The sequence below is a fragment of the Ensifer sp. LC384 genome, assembly GCF_001695865.1.
GTDB lineage: Bacteria > Pseudomonadota > Alphaproteobacteria > Rhizobiales > Rhizobiaceae > Ensifer.
Window position 1 is genome coordinate 115,387 of the sequence record NZ_MBST01000067.1, and the last position, 19,584, is coordinate 134,970.

Genomic DNA, 19,584 nt, shown 5'->3' on the forward strand with positions numbered 1-19,584 from the left:
GCATGAGCGACAAGAAGAAAGAACTGCGCAGCCGTCACTGGTACGGCGGCACCCACAAGGATGGTTTCATCCATCGCTCCTGGATGAAGAACCAGGGATTTCCGGACCATGTTTTCGACGGGCGTCCGATCATCGGCATCTGCAACACCTGGTCGGAACTGACCCCGTGCAACAGCCACCTGCGCATTCTGGCAGAGGGCGTGAAGCGCGGTGTCTGGGAGGCCGGCGGCTTTCCGGTCGAGTTTCCGGTTTCCTCGCTCGGCGAAACGCAGATGCGGCCGACGGCCATGCTGTTTCGCAACCTGCTCGCGATGGATGTCGAGGAGGCGATCCGCGCCCATGGCATCGACGGCGTCGTGCTGCTCGGCGGTTGCGACAAGACGACACCCGGCCAGTTGATGGGTGCAGCGTCGGTGGACCTGCCGACGATCGTCGTTTCCTCCGGACCGATGCTGAACGGCAAGTGGAAGGGCAAGGACATCGGCTCGGGCACCGACGTCTGGAAGTTTTCCGAAGCCGTGCGCGCCGGCGAGATGAGCGTTCAGGAGTTCATGGCGGCCGAGAGCGGCATGTCGCGCTCGCCGGGCGTCTGCATGACCATGGGCACGGCCACCACCATGGCTTCGATCGTCGAGGCGATGGGCCTGTCGCTTCCGACCAACGCCGCCCTTCCCGCCGTCGACGCGCGCCGCATGGCGCTGGCGCACATGACCGGCAAGCGCATCGTCGAAATGGTGCATGAGGACCTGCGCCTGTCGAAGATCCTGACCAAAAAGAACTTCGAGAACGGCATCATCGCCAACGCTGCGGTCGGCGGATCGACCAATGCGGTCGTGCATATGCTGGCGATCGCCGGCCGTGCCGGCGTCGATCTCTGTCTCGAGGACTTCGACCGCGTCGGCGGTCAGGTGCCCTGCATCGTCAACTGCATGCCATCCGGCAAATACCTGATCGAGGATCTCGCCTATGCCGGCGGCCTGCCCGCCGTGATGAACCGCATCCAGCATCTGCTGCATGCGGATGCGCCGACGGTCTTCGGCATGCCGATCAGCCGATACTGGGAAGACGCCGAAGTCTACAACGACGACGTCATCCGTCCGCTCGACAACCCGCTGCGGGCGGCAGCCGGCATTCGCGTGCTCAAGGGCAACCTGGCGCCGAACGGCGCGGTCATCAAGCCGTCGGCCGCCAGCGAACATCTGCTGGCGCATGAGGGCCCGGCCTATGTCTTCGAGACGATCGAAGATCTGAAGGCCAAGATCGACGATCCGGATCTGCCGGTGACAGAGGACACGATTCTCGTGCTCAAGGGCTGTGGCCCCAAGGGTTATCCCGGCATGGCGGAGGTCGGCAACATGCCGATCCCGCGCCGGCTGGTCGAAAAGGGCGTGCGCGACATGGTGCGCGTTTCGGACGCCCGCATGTCGGGCACGGCCTTCGGAACCGTCGTGCTGCATGTCAGCCCGGAATCGAACGCCGGCGGACCGCTGGCGATCGTGAGAACCGGCGACCGAATTCGGCTCGACGCAATGAAGGGCGAGCTCAACCTGATGATCAGCGAGGAAGAGTTTGCAGCCCGCATGGCTGCCTGGCAGCCGCCGGAGCAGAAGTGGACGCGCGGCTACTACAAGCTCTACCAGGACACGGTGCTGCAGGCCGACAAGGGCGCCGACTTGGACTTCCTCGTCGGCGGAAGCGGCAGCGAGGTTCTGCGCGAAAGCCACTGAAGACAGCCGTTGCTACGGCTGAGCTGTCCGACGTTCCTACTGCATAATTCCTTAAATCGGAATCGATCTAAGGACAAAATTATGCAGCAACTCAAAGTGTTACAGCGACCTTTGCGCGTCTAAATAGACGCGCGGCGCTGTAAAGGAACCCCGCCACTTCGGCGGGGTTTTCTTCTATCCTGCCATCGATCGGCGACCGATCCGCAACTCGTTAGAGCGTTTCCGGTCTGGATCGAGCTGCAGAAACACTCTCTAATTTTGCTTCTACGCATTTCCTGACGGAAAGCCGCTTCGCACTTTTCCGGGAAAAGCTCTTGCCGGCGCCGTCGAACGCAGACGCGACCAGGTCTCATAGCCATAGATGGCGAGGCCAACGGCAATGAAGAGTTCCTTATATTCGGTCGGATCCCAGATGCGCACGAGTTCGTGTGCCTGCAGCACGAACAGTTCCTGGATCGCGACGATCAGGATGGCGGCGCCGGTCAGCACGCTGAACTCCCGCCACAGCCCGCTCCGCAGCGCGAGATCGGCAATCACCAAGAGGATGATCACGGTCATCATCACCATCATCTGGGTCGGCAGCATGCTCCAATTGTCGCTGTTGAACGCCGCCATCGGTGCGCTTGCCGAAAGCACCAGAACGCTGGGCGCGAAGGCTTCGAGCCGTCCGAGCGCAAAGCCCTTGCGAAGGTAAAGCCAGATAAAGGGCGCGAGCGTCAACAGCAGGAAGCTGCCAGTATAATAAAGCAGCTCTGAAAAGCCTGTGGAGATGTTGTGCAGGTTCAATTCCTGCTGCTTGTTGAGGCCAAGCAATGCGTCCGGCGTGGAAATGCTGAACACGCGTTGCATCCAGGATATCTCTTCCATGCCGACGATGAAAAGGACAAGACTAAAGAACCCTGCAGCGCAGGCCGCGAGCCATGCGATGCGACCGGCTCCATCGTACGCGCAGCGAAACTGACCGATCGCCGCCAATGCGAAAAAGACACTTGAGGCAAAGATCAACAGGGCGGAAAGCCATTCGAAGATATTGTCCTCGCGGGCCAGGGCGCTGAAGGTCGCGGGATCGACGGTAAAAAGCAGGCCGGCCGCTGCCGAAAGGACCAACATGGCGAGGGAGATCCAGAGTTCGCGGCGCGAAGCCAGCCGTAGGACAGGCGTGCCCAACCAGGACGCATCACGCGTGAACCCCTGGATGGCCGCAAGCGACAGGCTGAGCGCCACCCATGCATGCCAAAGGTTGTAGGGCTCGACCTGTGGCATTCGCTCCGAAAAGTAGCGCACGCCGAACAGGCTGCGCTCAATCCCGACAAGGCAGACCATCACCAAAACGGAAAGCAGGGAAACGGAGAGAAATCGTCGTGGCAGAAACATGGGGGAACCGTCCAGATCAACAGGATGGATTATCCATGATAAGATCCCTGTCCTGCCTTCAGTAAGTATCGGCAAGAACACTCAAGATTTTGTGAATGTAATGAAGCAATCAATAAATCGCTAAAATACAAAGATGGGGCGATGGCGGGCGGACGTCTGGCAAAAAATGCGCCACGGCCGTCGGCGATGTTGATCGACGACCATCGGAAACCGGCGCATGACTTCCCGATTCCCGGCGCGATCATTTCAAAATTTTCTGGAACCGTTTCTGTCGTCGGGCGTTGCTTTGATATCACCGGTGCGGTGGAAACCTGGCGACAATCAGGACCGCGCCTTGATCGACAACGTCAAGGAAAGGCAGTTTGACATGACCAAGAAACTTGTATCTTCCGTTGCGGCCGGTGCGCTTATCGCGAGTGTTGCGTTCGCGCCGATGACCTTCGCTCAGGACGCCACCCAGCCTAAGCCGGCCGAGCCGCAGACGATGGAAATCCAGCCGGTTCCGGGTGCCGAAGCACCTGCCGACATGGCCAAGTCTCACGGGACTTACCTGACCGAGCAGGCCAGCGACCAGATCGCGACCAGCACCTATGTCGGCCAGACCGTCTACAATGCCGGCGACGAAAAGGTCGGCGAAATTAACGACCTGATCATCAAGAAGGACGGCGGCGTCGAAGCCGCGGTGATCGGTGTCGGCGGCTTCCTGGGCCTCGGCGAGAAGAACGTGGCGGTCCCGTTCGATCGCATTCAGATCTCCGAGCAGCCCAATACGGATGCCTTGAAGCTTACGACGACAGAAACCGCTGAAACCTTGAAGGCGGCTCCGGAGTTCAAGACCAAGGCGCAGCAGGTCGCCGAACAGAACGCCAACCAGCCGGTTGACACATCGACGACCTCCTCGACCACCGGAACGGTACCGGCAACCACGATGCAGCCGGCACCGGCTGAGGGTACCCAGCAGTAAGCTGGATCGATAGCCGACCAGGACTGGACCGATAGACGGCCAGGACTGGACCGATAGACGGCCAGGAGATGGAGCGGCGGCGTTTGCACTGCCGCTCTTTTATTCAGACCAGCACGCCGTAGCGCAGCGCATCATAGATGCCGGCATGGATGTTGCGGCTGGCGACGGCATCGCCGATGCGGAACATGTCGAAGCTCCCGCCCGGATTGCGAGGCTTAATCGGGTTTTCGCCCCGAAGCAGCGCCTTGTAGTCGACGGCGCCCAGATTGCTGGAAACCGGCTTCAGCTCGCGATAGAGATCGTCCATCGGCACGGTGCCGTGTTCGACCACCACCTGAGCCACGCGCCGTTCGCTTGATGCCGTATCGGAAAAATCGGAACCGAGCGTCGCCACAAGCCCATTGCCCTCCCGTCGAACCGATCTCAGGCGGGTATTGATCGTCACCCGGACATTGTGGTCGGCAAACGTCTTGGCGTAGGGCACATGGTTCATGCCGCCGACTTCGGGCGCGAACATGCGTTCGGGCGAAACGATTTCCAACTCGACGCCAGCATGCGCAATCAATTCGGCCGCAGTCATGCCGCTATGGGCGCCGTTGTCGTCATAAAACAGCACCGGCCCCTCCGGCTTGACCGTACCGGCAATGATATCCCAGCTCGACACGACCAGATCGCCCCCCGCCTCCAAAGCCGGATTTTGCGCGATGCCGCCTGTGGCGACGACGACGAGATCGGGGGAGCGCTCCAGAACATCGTCGGCACCGGCAAAGACGTTGTAGTGGATCGGCACGCCGAGCCTTTCCAGCTCCGACAGCCGCCAGTCGACGATGCCGATCAGTTCCTTGCGCCGCGGATTGCGCTGGGCAAGCAGGATCTGTCCGCCCGCTTGGCCGGTTGCCTCCAGGATTTCGACGGAATGGCCGCGCTCGGCAAGCACGCGCGCCGCCTCGAGGCCGGCCGGGCCGGCACCGACGACGACGGCCTTTCGCTTCGGCCCGCCGCTTTTGGAGATGACGTGCGGCACGATCGCCTCTCGCCCGGTCGCCGCATTGTGAATGCAGAGCGCACCTCCGCCCTCGTAGATGCGGTCGAGACAGTAGGTGGCGCCGACGCAGGGGCGTATCTGAGCCTCCCGGCCCTCTTCGATCTTCCTGACGATATGCGGGTCGGCGATATGGGCACGGGTCATGCCGACCATGTCGAGCTTGCCCTCGGCGATTGCGTGGCGTGCCGTTGCGACATCGGCGATGCGGGCCGCATGGAAAACCGGAAATTTCGTGGCCTCCCGCACTTCACCGGCAAAATCGAGATGCGGCGACGCGGCCATGCCCTGGATCGGGATGACCTTGGTCAGCGGCGCATCATGATCGATGTGCCCGCGGATGATGTTGAGGAAATCGACCTTGCCGGAGTTTGCCAGGCGGCGGGCGATCTCGATGCCCTCCTGCTTCGACAGCCCCTTGTCCCAATCCTCGTCTGCCACCATGCGCATGCCGACGATGAAGTCCGGCCCGACGGATTTGCGGATCGCATCGAGCACCATGTCGGTAAAGCGCAGGCGGTTGTCGAGCGAACCGCCGAAGTCATCGTCGCGATGGTTTGTCGCCGGCGACCAGAAGCCGTCCATCAGATGGCCGTAGGCCTCAAGCTCGATGCCATCAAGGCCTGCGGCCTGCATGCGGGCGGCGGCTGACGCATAGTCGCCGACAATGCGTTCAATGTCCCAATCCTCGATCTCCTTCGGAAAGGAGCGGTGTGCCGCTTCGCGCACCGGCGAGGCGGAGAGAACCGGCAGCCAGTCGCCCTTGTTCCAGCCGGTGCGACGGCCGAGATGGGTGAGCTGGATCATCACCGCGGTATCGTGCTCGTGACAGTCGTCGGCGATCTTCTTCAGCCAGGGCACGATCTCGTCGGAATAGGCGTGGAGATTGCCGAAGGCGGGTGGCGAATCCTCCGAGACGATGGCAGATCCCGCCGTCATCGTCAGCGCCATGCCGCCCTTGGCCTTCTCAAGGTGATAGAGGCGGTAGCGATCCTTCGGCATGCCATCTTCGGAATAGGCCGGCTCGTGCGAAGTCGACATGATCCGGTTCTTGAGCGTCAGATGTTTGAGGCGATAGGGCTGGAGCAGCGGGTCTTTCGGCAGCGTCATTTCTGTTCCCTTGAGCACCGCTTGTCCGCTGAAGTGGACCGGGGCACTCCATCATTCTTGTTCTGCACGTCCCCAGTGAGGGGGTGGCGTCGGCTCAGTACCAGGCGTCCGCCATGCCGTTCTTGCGGCGAGAGACATAGTCGATCAAAGCATCGTCGATCGCCACGTCCAACGGCGGCGCTTCGTATTCGGCCAGCGTCTTCTTCCAGCTCTGGTTGGCGCGGACCGCCATATCGGTTCCGCCCTCTTCCGCCCATTTCTCGAAAGGCTCGTTGTCGGACAGGGCCGAATCCCAGAAGGCGGTCTGGTAGTTGCGCATGGTGTGGTCGCAGCCGAGGAAATGGCTGCCCGGCCCGACCTGCAGGAAGGCGTCCATGGCCAGCGTGTTGTCGTCGACGACGACGCCGGCGAGATAGGAATGCAGCGCGCCGCAGAAATCCGTATCCATGACGAATTTTTCGTAGGACATCGCCAGCAGCCCATCGACGAAGCCGGCCGAATGCAAAATGAAGTTAGCGCCGCAATGCACCGCTGACAGCATCGACATGACGCCTTCCTGCATCGCTTGCGCATCCGGCAGTTTCGCGTTGGAAAAATTGCCGGCGCAACGCAGCGGCAGACCGAGCCGGCGCGCCAGTTGCCCGACAACCATGCTGCCGATCGCCGGCTCCGGCGTGCCGAAGGTCGGCGAGCCCGAGCGCAACGACATGGACGACAGGAAGTTGCCGAAGATAACCGGCGCGCCCTTGCGCTCGAGCTGGGTCAGGGCGCATCCGGCCAGCGTTTCGGCATAGGACTGGGCGATGGCGCCGGCAATGGTGACCGGCCCCATGGCACCGCCCAGGATGAAGGGCACGATGACCGCCGCCTGATTTGCCCGTGCATAGGCGCGCAACGACTTCGTCATGGTGCCGTCCCAGACGAGCGGCGAGTTGACGTTGACGTTGCCGAGGATGACGCAATTGGCATCGACGAAATCGCGGCCGAAGAGGATGCGCGCCATCTCGATCGAATCTTCGGCGCGATCCTCCGCGGTGATCGAACCCATGAAGGCCCGGTCGGAATATTTGATGTGGCTGTAGACCATATCGAGGTGGCGTTTGTTCACCGGCACATCGACCGGCTCGCAGATCGTTCCGCCAGAATGGTGCAGCCAGGGGCTCGACTGCGCCAGCTTGATCAGATTGCGGAAGTCCTCGATCGTGCCGTAACGCCGGCCGTTGTCGAGATCGGTGACGAAGGGCGAGCCGTAGGCCGGCGAGAACACGACATTGTTGCCGCCGATTTCGATGCTGCGGGCGGGATTGCGAGCATGCTGGGTAAACTGGCGCGGCGCCGAGCGCACGAGCTCCTTCAGCATTCCAGGTTCGAACGTCACCCGGACCCCATCCAGCTTGGCGCCGGCGCGTTTCCAATGATCGAGAGATGCCGGATCGTCGCGAAATTCGATGCCGACTTCGGCAAGGATGCGATCGGCGACCTTCTCGATGCGGGTCAGGCTTTCCTCACCCAGGATATCGTAGGTGGGGATGTTGCGAGTGATGTAGGGGACGCCAAGGCTCTTGGCGCTGACGCCGCCGCGCTGCGGCCTTGAGCCTCTTGTCCGTCTGGGCGCTTCGCCCGCTGTCACAGTCGTCATTTCCATCGACGTCCTCCCATCATTCAAGGTGATGGTATTGGTGAAAAATCACGTTGTAACGCTGGAAAAAATTGAGCCATGCGATAAGCATAAGTTATGGAAAACCTGCGTCGCCTGCTCCCGTCTGCAGCCAGCCTCATCGTGTTCGAGGCGGCCGGCCGCCATCAGAATTTTACCCGCGCCGCCAGCGAGCTCGGCATGACGCAGGCCGCCGTCTCCTACGCCATTCGCGGATTGGAAGAACAATTGGGCGTGCCGCTCTTCCACCGCGTGCATCGCGCCGTCGAACTGACGGAGGCGGGCGAGAAATTCCACGCCGACGTTTCCGTCGGGCTCTCGCGAATTCAGAAGTCGGCGGAAGACATCCGCGCCAAGGGGCGCGAGACCAATGTGACGCTTGCGGCATCAACCGCTTTTGCCTCGATGTGGATGCTGCCGCGCCTCAACCGGATGCGCGAGGACCTGCCGGAGATCGATCTCAGGATCCAGACGAGCGTGCGCGATCTCGACCTCGACGAGGAGCCGATCCCGCTTGGCATCCGCGGCGGAGATCCGAGCCATTGGCCGCGTTACCATGCGGCCCTTCTTGCCGAGGAGGTCGTCAATGCGGTGGCGACACCTGCCTATATCGAGCAGCATGGGCTGCCGAGCACGCCGGCCGACCTGCTGCGCCACAACCTCATTCATCTGGAGGAACCGGTCCGGCGCGCCTGCGACTGGACCGAATGGTTTTCCAGCGCCGGCCTCCCCTACCCACCTCAGGCGCGGCGCCTTGCCATCAACGACTATGTCCTGGTGATCCAGGCGGTGCTTGCCGGCGAAGGCGTGGCGCTCGGCTGGGAGCACCTGACCGATCCGCAGGTTCGCTCCGGCGCCCTGGTCCCCGTCGGCGGCCATGTGCTGAAGACCGGGCTGGCGTTTTACGTCGTCTGGCCGCGCTCGCGCGAGCTGAACAACCAGGCGCGCCGGGTGAGGGATTGGTTGCTGGCGGAAGGCACGAGAAACCGGGCGGAGGGCGCCAAGGACTGACGCCTGGCCTAGGGCAACACCTAGAGCTGAGCTGCGACGTCGCGATAGCGGTCCGAGAGGTAGCGCATTGTCGCGACAGCATCAGCCGGCTTGCCGTAGAAGTAGCCCTGGCCCATGCCGCAGCCGAGCGCCTTCAGCTTTAACGCTTCGGAAAAATCCTCGATGCCTTCGGCGACGACCTCAAGCTCCAGACCTTCGCACATCGAGACGATGGCCTTGATGATATGTTCAGAGGCCCGGTCGGCCGAAATCCGCGACACGAAGGCCCGATCGATCTTGACCTTGTCGAAGGAGAAGTCGCGAAGGCGTCCAAGGCTCGACTGGCCCGTGCCGAAATCGTCGAGGGAGACGCGAACGCCCGCCGCCCGCAACTCGTTCACGATCTTCTGGGCGGTCTCGGCATCGGCCATCACGGCCGTCTCGGTGATCTCCAGTTCCAGCCGCCGCGGATCGAGGCCGATCTGGTTGATAATCGTCAACAGCCGCTGGCTGGTGGCCGGATCCATCAACTGCGCCGACGACAGGTTGAACGACAGGAAGAGCTCCTTCGGCCAGGAAAGTGCCGCGTGCGCCGCCTTGCGCAGCAGCGTCTCGGCCAGCGATTCGATGAAACCGCGCTCCTCCGCCAAAGGCACGAAGACGGCCGGCGAGACATAACCGAGATCGGCATCGCACCACCGCGCCAAGGCCTCGAAGCCGACGACCGCGTCGTTACGCAGATCGACGATCGGCTGGAAATGCACATCCACCTCGTTGGCGATGATCGCATTGCGCAGCGCCTGTTCGAGCTGCGTCGCGCGCTTCATCTCCTGCGCAATTTCCTGGGAATAGACGGTGATCTGGCCGCGACCGCGGCGCTTGGAACGATAGAGCGCCGTGTCGGCGCTTTTCAGCAGATCTTCGAACACTTCGCCGGCGAAGGGATAGACGGCAAAACCGAAAGAAGCCGAAAGACGGACGTTGCGGTCGCCGAGATCGAAGGGCGCCGACAGCACCTCTTTCAGCATCAGGCCGACTTTCTCCGCGCCCTTGCGCTCGAAGACGAGCGGCAGGACGAAGGCGAATTCGTCGTTCTCGGAGCGGATGATCGTTGCGCCCTCTGGCGCGCAGGCTTGCAGCCGATGGGCGACCTGGCAGAGGATCTCGTCGCCGGCGCGTGGGCCGAAAAGGTCGTTGATCGGCTTGAAGCCATCGATATTGGCAAGGCCAATGGTAAAGGGAGCGGGATCGCTGGCGCGCTCTTCGGCCAGATCGCAAACGGTCTTGCGGAGCTGGCGCGCATTGCCGAGCCCGGTCAACGGATCGATCGAGCCGTCCACGACCAGAGGCTCCCTGCCGATGCGGTGATAGGGAGTTTCCCCCGACATCATCGGCCAAGTCCCCGGATCTGAAGTGAGCCCGGCCGTCCACGCCCGGTAGCCGACAAGGTAGGCCGGCCCGCGGAGCAGCGATGCGCTTCCGGCAAGGTTCCGACGTTGACGGCTGAGGGGTTGCGATGCATTCCTGCGGGGCTCTACACTTTTTGGCAATACGCTGCAGACGATCGCAATCGGGGGTTAACAATCCGATATCGCCTCGCTCCAAGATCTGCCATCGACATCCCCAATTCTAGCGAGTTGACACGATTTTCGATCAACCTGTCGTTCGCATCGCCTTTGCCGGCATGAATTTTCGCAGCACGGCCTCGATCATGTCGGGGCTGACCGGCTTCATGATGTGATCATCCATACCCGATGCCTTGCACTGTTGCAGGTCGATGTCGAGGGCCTGGGCGGTCACGGCGATGATCGGTGTTCTCACGCCTTTCACTTTTTCCGCGGTTCGAATGGCAACTGCCGCCTCGAAGCCGTTCATGACAGGCATGGACACGTCCATGAGCACCAGCGCCGGCTGAAGTTCATGCCAGAGTTCGACGGCTTCGCGGCCATTGGCGGCAATGCGGTGCGAGACACCGAGCCCTTCGAGGATCTGGGTAAAGACGAACTGGTTGATCTGGTTGTCCTCGGCAACGAGGACATCGACCTGTGAAACCGGAACGGCTGAAGCAGCTTCGTCCTCGAAGGAGAGCGACCAGTCCGATTGCAGGAGTGGCGAGGCTTGCGGGCGCTCGGCGCAAACACGGAATACCTCCGCAAGCACCGCCGCGGCATCCTGATCGGCTTCGACGGTAACGACGGGGCAGTTGCGCCAGGCCGTCGCGATATGCTCACCATCCGGAAAGGCGCCGTCGAGGAGCAGAACGTCGAGCTTCAGGCCGGCGCTGTCGGACGCCCTACCGAAGGCGGTCAATTCGTCGACGTTGCGCACTGCGCAGGCCTCGAGGCCCGAGCCGCGCAGGCGCGTCACCAGCCGTTCTTCCGTCAGCCGATCGGCAGTCGCAAGCAGAACGCGCAGGCCACGCGCCGGAAGCGTCTCGATCATCGATCCCGCTCCGACCAGTTGCTGCACGTTCAGCGCGCGAAACGGATCATAGAAATTCTGGGCCGGCGCAAAAATGCTGTAGTCGTTGATCTGGAGACCGCCGGAGGGGGCAGGCCCATCCTCGGAGCCATTGTACCAGCCGGCGATATCAGTCACGTCGTTCATGCAACTGACGACGAAATGGCGGCCGGGCATGCCGACGCGATATTTGCGGGTGAGAACCCAGAGATCGCTGCCATCGGCGCGCACGATATGTTCCGCTTCCGAATGCGGCTTGCCGGTTTCAAGCACGCGCCGATCGGACTGCTCGAAACGTTCGGCAAGATCGCTTTCAACCAGATCCCAGGCCGAACGTCCGAGGATCGCCTCCTGGGAAAGGTCGTGGATGAGGCAGAACGCCTTGTTGACGGCGATATAGTTGAGGTTGCGATCCTTGACGCAGATCGGATTGGGCTGAGCGTCGAGGATTTCCTCGGTCAACTCGACCCGCTCGAGATCCGTCTGCAGCTGCTCGTCGCGCTTCCTCTGGTCGGAAACGTCAGTGATCGACAGGATGCCGATACCGCTGGAGAGGCGGCGCTTGCGCATCGACACCCATCGGGTTCGGCCGGAACGCTCGACCTTCTCGTAGCGCTCGCGCCAGTGCAGCGCCATATGCTCGGCAATCCAGTCCTCGCGGTTCGTCCGCCGGCGGCTGTTTTCGGGAACGGTGCCGGGGCGAACGCCGGTGTCGTAGACGGCGCCGAGAAAATCGCGCAGGCGGGTTCCCGGCAGCAGCATCTCGGCAGGTACGGGGAAATATTGCAGCATGGTGCGACTGGCAAAGAGGATGGTGTCGTCCCGGCCGCAGACGAGCATCGCAAAGCCGAGCGCATCGCAGCTCGACTCGAGAATGATCCTGTTGATGTCCGCGCCGTTCGGCGCCCCATCGTTCATTGCGCTGTCCTCACTCGCCTACTGCATGTTTCCTTAGATCGTCTCCCGATTTAAGGAAACATGCAGCCATTCAAAGTGCCACAGCGACCTTGACGCGTCGAATAAGACGCGCGGCGCTGTTGCGGCGGTTTCATTTCGGGACATGCTGGGATGGCCTTGGAAGGCGTCTCTTCGAGCGGGGTGACACGACGTCCAGCAACGCCGCAGTGCTCCAAAGACAAAACCCGTGATCATTCAGGTTGTTGTGGAAAATCGCAGCAGAATGTTAAGGGGCAATTAAATCCTCGTCTCATTTTTTGGTGCACCAATGGGCTGCACAACCAGAATTTGGTGATCGGAGATGCCAGACGGGGACAGACCCGTATTTCCGCTTCCGTTCCGTCGCCGAATCCGGGAAAATAGAGCATGGCCATCAAGCAGCTCTCCGAGACCCTCATCAATCAGATCGCCGCCGGCGAAGTCATCGAACGTCCCGCCAGTGCCGCCAAGGAACTGATCGAGAACGCGCTCGACGCCGGCGCGACCAGGATCGAAATCGCCACCGCCGGCGGCGGCAAGACGCTGCTGCGCGTAACCGACAACGGCGCCGGCATGCAGCCGACCGACCTGGAGCTGGCGGTCAAGCGCCACTGCACGTCAAAACTCGACGACAACCTGTTCGACATCCGCACGCTCGGTTTTCGCGGCGAGGCCCTGCCCTCGATCGGATCGGTTTCCCGGCTTTCGATCACCACCCGGACGGCTGGTGCCACCGAGGGCGCCGTCATCACCATTGCCGGCGGCAGGACGGATTCCGTTCGCCCTTCGCCCGCCAATACCGGTACGGTCGTCGAGGTCCGCGACCTGTTCTTTGCGACCCCTGCCCGGCTCAAGTTCATGAAGTCGGAAAAGGCCGAGGCATCGGCAATTTCGGATGTGGTGCGCCGTATGGCGATTGCCTTTCCGAAGGTGCGTTTCGTACTGTCCGGATCGGATCGAACGACGTTGGAGTTTCCGGCGACGGGCGACGACCGGCTCGCCCGCATGGCGCAGGTGCTTGGCAAGGAGTTTCGCGACAACGCCATAGAGATCGATGCCGAGCGCGAGGACATCCAGCTGACCGGCTTTGCCGGGGTGCCGACCTACAACCGCGGCAACTCGCTGCAGCAATATGTCTTCGTCAACGGTCGTCCGGTCCAGGACAAGCAACTGTTGTCCGCCATTCGCGCGGCCTATTCCGAAACGATCCCGCATGGCCGCTATCCCGTGGCGGTGCTGTCGATCACGCTCGACCCGGCACTCGTCGACGTCAACGTGCATCCCGCGAAATCGGACGTTCGCTTCCGCGATCCGGGCCTCATTCGCGGGCTGATCATCGGTGCCATCCGTCAAGCTCTGGCGCGGGAGGGCGACCGGGCGTCGACGACGGGCGCGAGCGGGATGATGCAGGCGTTCCGCACCGAACCGTTCCGGCCGCGCCAGCCATGGAGCGCGGAAAGCTCGCCCTACCGGCCGACGCATTTCGAGACGATGGATCGCGGCCTGTCCGAGACGCCGCAGGCAAGCTTCGCCGCCTTCACCGCGCCCTCGGCCCGGACGGCAGCGCCTTTGCCCGAGCCTGAGCGGGCGATCGCAGACGCGCCGGCACCACAATCCTTTCCGCTCGGTGCCGTGCGCGCGCAACTTCACGAAAACTACATCGTCGCGCAGACGCAGGATGGCCTCGTCATCGTCGACCAGCATGCCGCCCATGAACGCCTCGTCTTCGAAACCATGCGAACGGCGCTGCATTCGAAGCCCGTCGCCGCCCAGGCTTTGCTGATCCCGGAAGTCGTCGACCTTTCCGAAGACGATTGCGACCGGCTGATGACGCATGCGGACGAACTGGGTCGCCTCGGCCTTGGCATCGAGCGCTTCGGACCCGGCGCCATCGCGGTGCGGGAAACGCCGGCGATGCTGGGCGAAATGGATGCCGCGGGGCTGGTGCGCCAGCTCGCGGACGAAATTGCCGAATGGGACACGGCCAACGGGCTTGCCAGCCGGCTTGAATATCTCGCCGCAACGATGGCCTGCCATGGATCGGTTCGTTCCGGCCGCCGGATGCGCACCGAGGAAATGAACGCTCTTCTGCGCCAGATGGAAGCAACGCCGGGCTCCGGCCAGTGCAATCATGGCCGGCCGACCTACATCGAGCTGAAGCTCTCCGACATTGAGCGGCTGTTCGGCAGGAGCTGACACTGTGAACGGGTCTGCGACGGCGAAATGCGCTGGCATTTTACCGGATGCCGGGCTAGATCAGAGAACCGACCAAGAAGACGAAACAGGCCTTGAAGATGATGAACCGGTTTGAAGGAAGCGCCTCGCGCGAAGCGAAGATCCGTTATCTCGACGGTGACTTTCAGATCGTTCTTGCCGGTTCGCATGTGATCTGCGCGATGACGGGCAAGACCATCCCGGTCGACGAACTGCGCTACTGGAGCGTTGCCCGCCAGGAGCCCTATGTCGACGCGGAAGCCTCTCTCGAAGCGGAGAAGCGCGCGGGCGCCCTGCCCAACCAGCGCCGCTAAAGCCTTTCCAGGGAAAGCGCGAAACGAAGTGATAGAGCGTGTCCAGGACTCCGTTTAAGACGGAAACGCTCTGCCGCGCCGATCAAACGTTATTTCTGCTCCGCTTCCCGCAGCTTGCGGGCGCGTGCCGCCGACAGCGCGGCTGTCACGATCTTCGCCGGCGCCGACGGATCGTCGAAGTGCACGTCGATTTCAATCACCCGGCTTGCCCCAGCCAATTCCGCTGCCCGACCATGACCGGGCTCCAGGCGAACCATGTCCTTGGCCGTGGTCACGAGGACGCAGCCGAGTGCTGAGGCGCGGTCGAGGAGGTCCGATATCTCGTCCTCTGAAAAATGATGATGGTCGGGGAAGCTGCGCGTTTCCTCAATTACGGCTCCGGTCTCACGCACGGTGCGATAGAATTTTTCCGGATCGGCGATACCGGCCCAGGCCAGCACCTTGACTCCGTTCAGCGAGCCGTCGTCGAGGCGCACGACTTCCGCCTCGTAGATCTGCTTGCCCGCCCGTGCGGCACGGCGGATCAGGGCGTCGGCCTCTACCCCGTCACCGATCTTCAACAGCGCCGTTGCGTGGCGCAACTGATTTGAAAGCGGCGCACGCACGGGACCTGACGGCACGAGGTAACCGTTGCCGATACCACGACGGGAATCGATGACGAGTAGCGCGAAGTCGAAGGCGAGCCGCGCGCTCTGGAAACCATCGTCCATGATGATGATATCCGCACCTTCGGCCACCAATCGGCGAGCTCCGTCGACGCGGCGCCGACACACCACCGTCAGCGCCTCGCGCGCCAGCAACAACGGCTCGTCGCCGACGTCACGCGCCCTGTGGTGCTCCAGATCGACGATCGTCGTCACGTCGAGCGACCCACCATAGCCGCGGCTGAGGAACCCCGGCTTCAGACCCTTGGCCCTGACGGCGCGCGCAAGCGCGATCGCCGTCGGCGTCTTGCCGGCACCGCCGACCGTGAAGTTGCCGATGCAGATGATCGGGACCGACACGGACGCCCGGTGGCCGCGATCCATGCGCAGGCCGGCAATACGCCCATAGATCCAGGAAAACGGCCACAAAGCACGGGCACGCCAATCCGCCTTGGTCCACCAGAACGGCGGCGCTTCCGATACCATCTTTGTTTCCGCAGCCCCCGGCCGTCTTTGTCCTTCTCGGAAGGACGGTGCATATCTTGCCTGCCGCTGCCCGAAAAACCATCGGCGGCATGCCTGCCGACAAAAAACGTCAGAACGCGGAAAAAGGCAAGCGGCACAAGACAATGCGGGGTTCCGTACACTTCCTTGGAAGCTTAGGCGGCGCTTTCGACCGCAAGGCCGGCCGCCTTCCAATCCGGAAATCCGCTCTCGAGCCGGCGAACGGCAAAGCCTTTATCCTGCAGTACCGTCACGGCATCGGCTGTCGGCGTTGGTTTTATCGACCCTCTGGTGATCATAGGGCCACGTTAGCAGCCCTTCAGAGTGGCCGCGAAAGAAATGCGGCTCAGCGAAAAACCTAGAGGACGGCTTCGAGTTCGGTGATATCGGCCAGGCAATGGTCGGAGGCATCGGCCAGCGACTGGCGCGAGCCGGTGCCCGTCAGGACAGCGACGGTCATGCCCACGCCGGCGCTGCGGCCCATATGCATGTCGTGATTGTTGTCGCCGACGACCACGACCTGTTGCGGATCGAGCCCCGTGGCCGCGCAGAAGCCGAGCACCATGCCAGGCTGCGGCTTGACACCGTAGCCGCTGTCGTAGCCGGCGATATAATGCAGATAGCCGTCGAAGCCGAAGCGCCTGGCGGTTTCGCGGATAGAGCGCTCATTGTCGCTGGATGCCACACCGAGGCGATAACCCTTGGCATGCAGACCGGCAAAGAACGAACCGAGGTCGGTGACCGGCACCGCATATTCGGCCGAACGGGCAAATAACCCGTCAAACAGCGTCGTCAACGCCTCCACGGTAAACGGCGCGCCGGCAGCGACGAAGCCGGTTGCGATCTCGACCGTGTTTCCGGCGGCAAGCAGGCTGTCGGGCAGCACATGGCCGGTGTCCGGATCCATGCCGCCCGCCTTGAGCAGCGTGCGGGCCAGGGCTTCGTCGCCCTTGGCCGCTATCTTCGCCAGCTCGTAGTTCACCGGCACCCAGCTCTTGGCATAGTCGAGAAGCGTTCCGTCCTTGTCGAACAGGATACCGGCGATGGCTGTCGGTGCGCTCATGGTGATCTTACGTCTCCCGATGCGGTCAGAGGTCGTTGCGCGGTTCAAGCCGCGCCTTTACGACGAGCGGATTGATATAGGGCTCGAGCCCCTTCATCGTCGCCGACAGCGCTCCGCGCATCTCTTGCACGGTTTCAAGGCCGGCATCGATCATCGAACGACGCATATCGTCGTTGGCGAGCAGATAGTTGACGCCCTTGGCCAGCATCTCGACGTCGCGGACGATCTTAGCGCTGCCGTTCTTGGCAAGCATCTGATAGGTCTCGCGAAAGTTCTGGACGTTGCCGCCCGAAAGAACGGCGCAGCCGAGCATTGCCGGCTCCAGCGGGTTCTGCCCGCCTTCGGCAAACAGCGAGCGGCCGACAAAGGCAACCTCGGTCAGACGCAGATAGAGCCCCATCTCGCCGATCGTGTCGCCAAGGAAGACATCGACGTCCGATGTCAGCGGATCGCGGCGGGTGCGGCGCGCGACCTTCAGGCCCTTGGCCGTCAGCGCCGCCTCGATCGCGTCGCTGCGCTCGGGGTGGCGCGGGACGATGATGGTCAACAGGCCGGTGCGCTCCTTGAGGGCACGATGCACGACCCCGGCAGCACTTTCTTCGCCGTCGAAGGTCGAGATCGCCGCCCAGGTCTTGCGGGTGCCGATCTGCTGACGATACTCCTTCAGCGCCTGCGGGTCGTGCGGCGGCGCGTCGGTATCGACCTTCAGGTTGCCCGACACCATCACCGGCAGGGCGCCCAGCGTGCGAAAGCGCTCGGCGTCGACATCCGATTGGGCGATGACGAGCGCCAGGTTCTCAAACAGCGCGTCTGCAAGCGCCGGCCGCTTCTTCCAGCGCGCAAACGTACGGTCGGAAAGGCGGCCGTTGACCAGAACCTGGGGAATGTGGCGTCGCCCAAGCTCGAGGATGGTCATCGGCCAGATCTCGGATTCGGCGATGATGGCCAGATCCGGCTGCCAGTATTCGAGGAAGCGGTTGACCGCCGGCTTGAAATCGAGCGGCACATACTGGTGAATGACCGCCGAGCCGAGGCGCCCGGCCGCGACCCGCGCCGAGGTCGTCGTGCCGGTCGTCAAGACGACATTGATGCCGCGACGATGGATTTCCTTGATCAGCGGGATGACCGCATTGGTCTCTCCGACACTTGCGGCATGGAACCAGACGAGCGGACCTTGCGGGCGCGGCACGCTGGCATGGCCGTAGCGCTCGCGGCGGCGCGCCGGATCCTCCTTGCCCTTCGCAGCGCGCAGGGCAAGATAGGACCACACGAAGGGATAGATCGCCGAACCGATCCAGCGGTAGCTGGAGAGCGCCAGCCGGGCGCGAAAGCTGCTCATGGCCTCAGTCCCCCGCCCAATGGAACGATCGGGCGACGGTCAGGTGCAGCGCGCGCGCGGGAGCGCGCCACGCATGCCGACGGCATCGGCATCAATCGTTTTCCGGATCAAGCAGGCGATGCATATGAACGATGAAATAACGCATATGCGCATTGTCGACGGTCATCTGTGCCTTCGACTTCCAGGCAATGTGCGCGCTTTCGTAGTCAGGATAAATGCCGACGATATCGAGTTTGTCCAGGTCACGGAAATGAACATCGGTGAGGGTGGTCAGTTCACCACCAAAGACCAAATGCAGACGTTGTTTCTTCTCGGAGTCGTGAGCCATTGGAGTTCCATTTTCTTATAGGGTATGGGCGTTGGTTTGCGGCATTCGGCTCGAAAGGTCAATGGCCCTCAAGGGTCCTCGACGCAGCGAGCAATCCCGGCAACGCCGCCGTCGACGCCGCGCAAAGAAGGCCATGAACGACATTGGGGCGATTGTAGGACAGGGCTTGAGATTCAAGCGTCTTGAGCCCCCCGCCTGCCCGTTCGAGAATGAGGTCGGCGGCGGCAAGATCCCAATCGTGAGAGTTCTTCTTGACCACCGTGCCGTCGATCCGCCCGTCCGCAACCATTGCCAGCCGGTAGGCGAGCGAAGGCACATGCGGGACCCGCACGATGCCGTTGCGGTAGGACGGCGCCAAGCTCGCGACGATGTCCTCGGCAACCGCCACATGCAGCGCCCCGCCGTCCTGGACGTCGCGCACGCGAATGCTTGCGCCGTTCTTCAGTGCCGGTCCGTCTGCGGTTGCCTGGAAGATCTCGTCCAACGCCGGCGCATAAAGGACGCCGGCGACGGGCGTACCGCGGTGAACGACGGCAACGCTCACGCACCAGAGATCCTTGCCCGCAATGAAGGCGCGGGTGCCGTCGATCGGATCGACGACGAAGACCGTTTCACAGGACAGGCGGCTGCGATCGTCGTCGGTCTCTTCCGAGAGCCAGCCGTAGTTCGGCCGGGCGAGAAGCAGACGTTCCTTGAGAATGTCGTTGGCGGCGATATCGGCCGCACTCACCGGTGAGCGCCCCATGTTCTTCCAGCGCACGTCGGGCTCGTTTCGGAAGTAACCCAGTGCCGTTTCGCCGGCGGCGATCGCGGCAGCGAGGATCAGATCCAGATCTTCTTTCCACGTCGCGATCGATGTTGCCTTGTCTGACATTCAAATCCTTACGCGCCGGCACATCGCCGAACGCTTTTGTCATG

15 protein-coding genes and 1 pseudogene are annotated in these 19,584 nt (G+C 62.5%); 6 read left to right on the forward strand and 10 right to left on the reverse strand.

Features of this window, described 5'->3' with window-relative positions:
• The first annotated feature begins 2 nt into the window (after window positions 1–2).
• A complete protein-coding gene (locus BC363_RS29785) occupies window positions 3–1,727 on the forward strand; it encodes an IlvD/Edd family dehydratase (RefSeq protein ID WP_065782802.1) in 1,725 nt (574 codons plus the stop codon).
• Between the two features lie 264 nt (window positions 1,728–1,991).
• Here BC363_RS29785 and BC363_RS29790 read toward each other — a convergent pair whose 3' ends face one another.
• Entirely contained in the window at window positions 1,992–3,101 is a 1,110-nt protein-coding gene (locus tag BC363_RS29790) for a hypothetical protein (protein ID WP_065782805.1), read from the reverse strand.
• A gap of 141 nt (window positions 3,102–3,242) precedes the next feature.
• On the opposite strand from BC363_RS29790, the gene BC363_RS34905 reads away from it, so the two are divergent.
• Both BC363_RS34905 and BC363_RS29795 read left to right on the forward strand, forming a co-directional pair.
• Window positions 3,243–3,467: a hypothetical protein gene (locus tag BC363_RS34905; protein WP_141690483.1), complete on the forward strand. Its 225-nt coding sequence runs from the start codon at window positions 3,243–3,245 to the stop codon at window positions 3,465–3,467.
• Window position 3,468: 1 nt separating this feature from the next.
• Complete coding sequence (locus BC363_RS29795) at window positions 3,469–4,065, forward strand: PRC-barrel domain-containing protein (protein ID WP_065783038.1); 597 nt, start codon at window positions 3,469–3,471, stop codon at window positions 4,063–4,065.
• Between the two features lie 103 nt (window positions 4,066–4,168).
• Here BC363_RS29795 and BC363_RS29800 read toward each other — a convergent pair whose 3' ends face one another.
• Together BC363_RS29800 and BC363_RS29805 are read right to left on the reverse strand one after the other, a co-directional pair.
• The gene (locus BC363_RS29800) at window positions 4,169–6,217 is read right to left on the reverse strand and encodes an NADH:flavin oxidoreductase (protein WP_065782806.1); all 2,049 of its coding nucleotides are present in this window, start codon (window positions 6,215–6,217) and stop codon (window positions 4,169–4,171) included.
• 94 nt (window positions 6,218–6,311) lie between these two features.
• Window positions 6,312–7,862 (reverse strand): trimethylamine methyltransferase family protein, encoded by a 1,551-nt coding sequence (locus tag BC363_RS29805; protein WP_065782807.1) that lies wholly within the window; start codon window positions 7,860–7,862, stop codon window positions 6,312–6,314.
• Window positions 7,863–7,952: 90 nt separating this feature from the next.
• Here BC363_RS29805 and BC363_RS29810 point away from each other — a divergent pair, with 90 nt between their 5' ends.
• Window positions 7,953–8,885: a LysR substrate-binding domain-containing protein gene (locus BC363_RS29810; RefSeq protein WP_065782808.1), complete on the forward strand. Its 933-nt coding sequence runs from the start codon at window positions 7,953–7,955 to the stop codon at window positions 8,883–8,885.
• A 20-nt stretch (window positions 8,886–8,905) separates the two neighbouring features.
• On the opposite strand, the pseudogene BC363_RS29815 reads toward BC363_RS29810, so the two are convergent.
• Window positions 8,906–10,189 (reverse strand): annotated as a pseudogene (locus BC363_RS29815) (EAL domain-containing protein); the annotation flags it as partial.
• A gap of 328 nt (window positions 10,190–10,517) precedes the next feature.
• A complete protein-coding gene (locus BC363_RS29820) occupies window positions 10,518–12,242 on the reverse strand; it encodes a response regulator (RefSeq protein ID WP_065782809.1) in 1,725 nt (574 codons plus the stop codon).
• Between the two features lie 405 nt (window positions 12,243–12,647).
• On the opposite strand from BC363_RS29820, the gene mutL reads away from it, so the two are divergent.
• On the forward strand, window positions 12,648–14,456 hold the full coding sequence (gene mutL / locus BC363_RS29825) for a DNA mismatch repair endonuclease MutL (RefSeq protein ID WP_065782810.1): 1,809 nt from the start codon (window positions 12,648–12,650) through the stop codon (window positions 14,454–14,456).
• A 98-nt stretch (window positions 14,457–14,554) separates the two neighbouring features.
• The gene (locus tag BC363_RS29830) at window positions 14,555–14,788 is read left to right on the forward strand and encodes a DUF2093 domain-containing protein (protein WP_053250845.1); all 234 of its coding nucleotides are present in this window, start codon (window positions 14,555–14,557) and stop codon (window positions 14,786–14,788) included.
• Window positions 14,789–14,877: 89 nt separating this feature from the next.
• Here the strand turns inward: BC363_RS29830 and lpxK are convergent, their stop codons facing one another.
• The 5 genes from lpxK to BC363_RS29855 form a co-directional block, all read right to left on the reverse strand.
• On the reverse strand, window positions 14,878–15,918 hold the full coding sequence (lpxK, locus tag BC363_RS29835) for a tetraacyldisaccharide 4'-kinase (RefSeq protein ID WP_065782812.1): 1,041 nt from the start codon (window positions 15,916–15,918) through the stop codon (window positions 14,878–14,880).
• A 376-nt stretch (window positions 15,919–16,294) separates the two neighbouring features.
• Complete coding sequence (locus tag BC363_RS29840; protein ID WP_065782818.1) at window positions 16,295–16,999, reverse strand: HAD family hydrolase; 705 nt, start codon at window positions 16,997–16,999, stop codon at window positions 16,295–16,297.
• Window positions 17,000–17,024: 25 nt separating this feature from the next.
• Window positions 17,025–18,338, reverse strand: a complete 1,314-nt coding sequence (gene waaA / locus BC363_RS29845) for a lipid IV(A) 3-deoxy-D-manno-octulosonic acid transferase (RefSeq protein WP_065782820.1) — start codon at window positions 18,336–18,338, stop codon at window positions 17,025–17,027.
• Window positions 18,339–18,429: 91 nt separating this feature from the next.
• Complete coding sequence (locus BC363_RS29850; protein ID WP_053250851.1) at window positions 18,430–18,666, reverse strand: DUF4170 domain-containing protein; 237 nt, start codon at window positions 18,664–18,666, stop codon at window positions 18,430–18,432.
• Window positions 18,667–18,724: 58 nt separating this feature from the next.
• A complete protein-coding gene (locus tag BC363_RS29855; protein WP_065782822.1) occupies window positions 18,725–19,540 on the reverse strand; it encodes a 3'(2'),5'-bisphosphate nucleotidase CysQ in 816 nt (271 codons plus the stop codon).
• Window positions 19,541–19,584 lie beyond the last annotated feature (44 nt).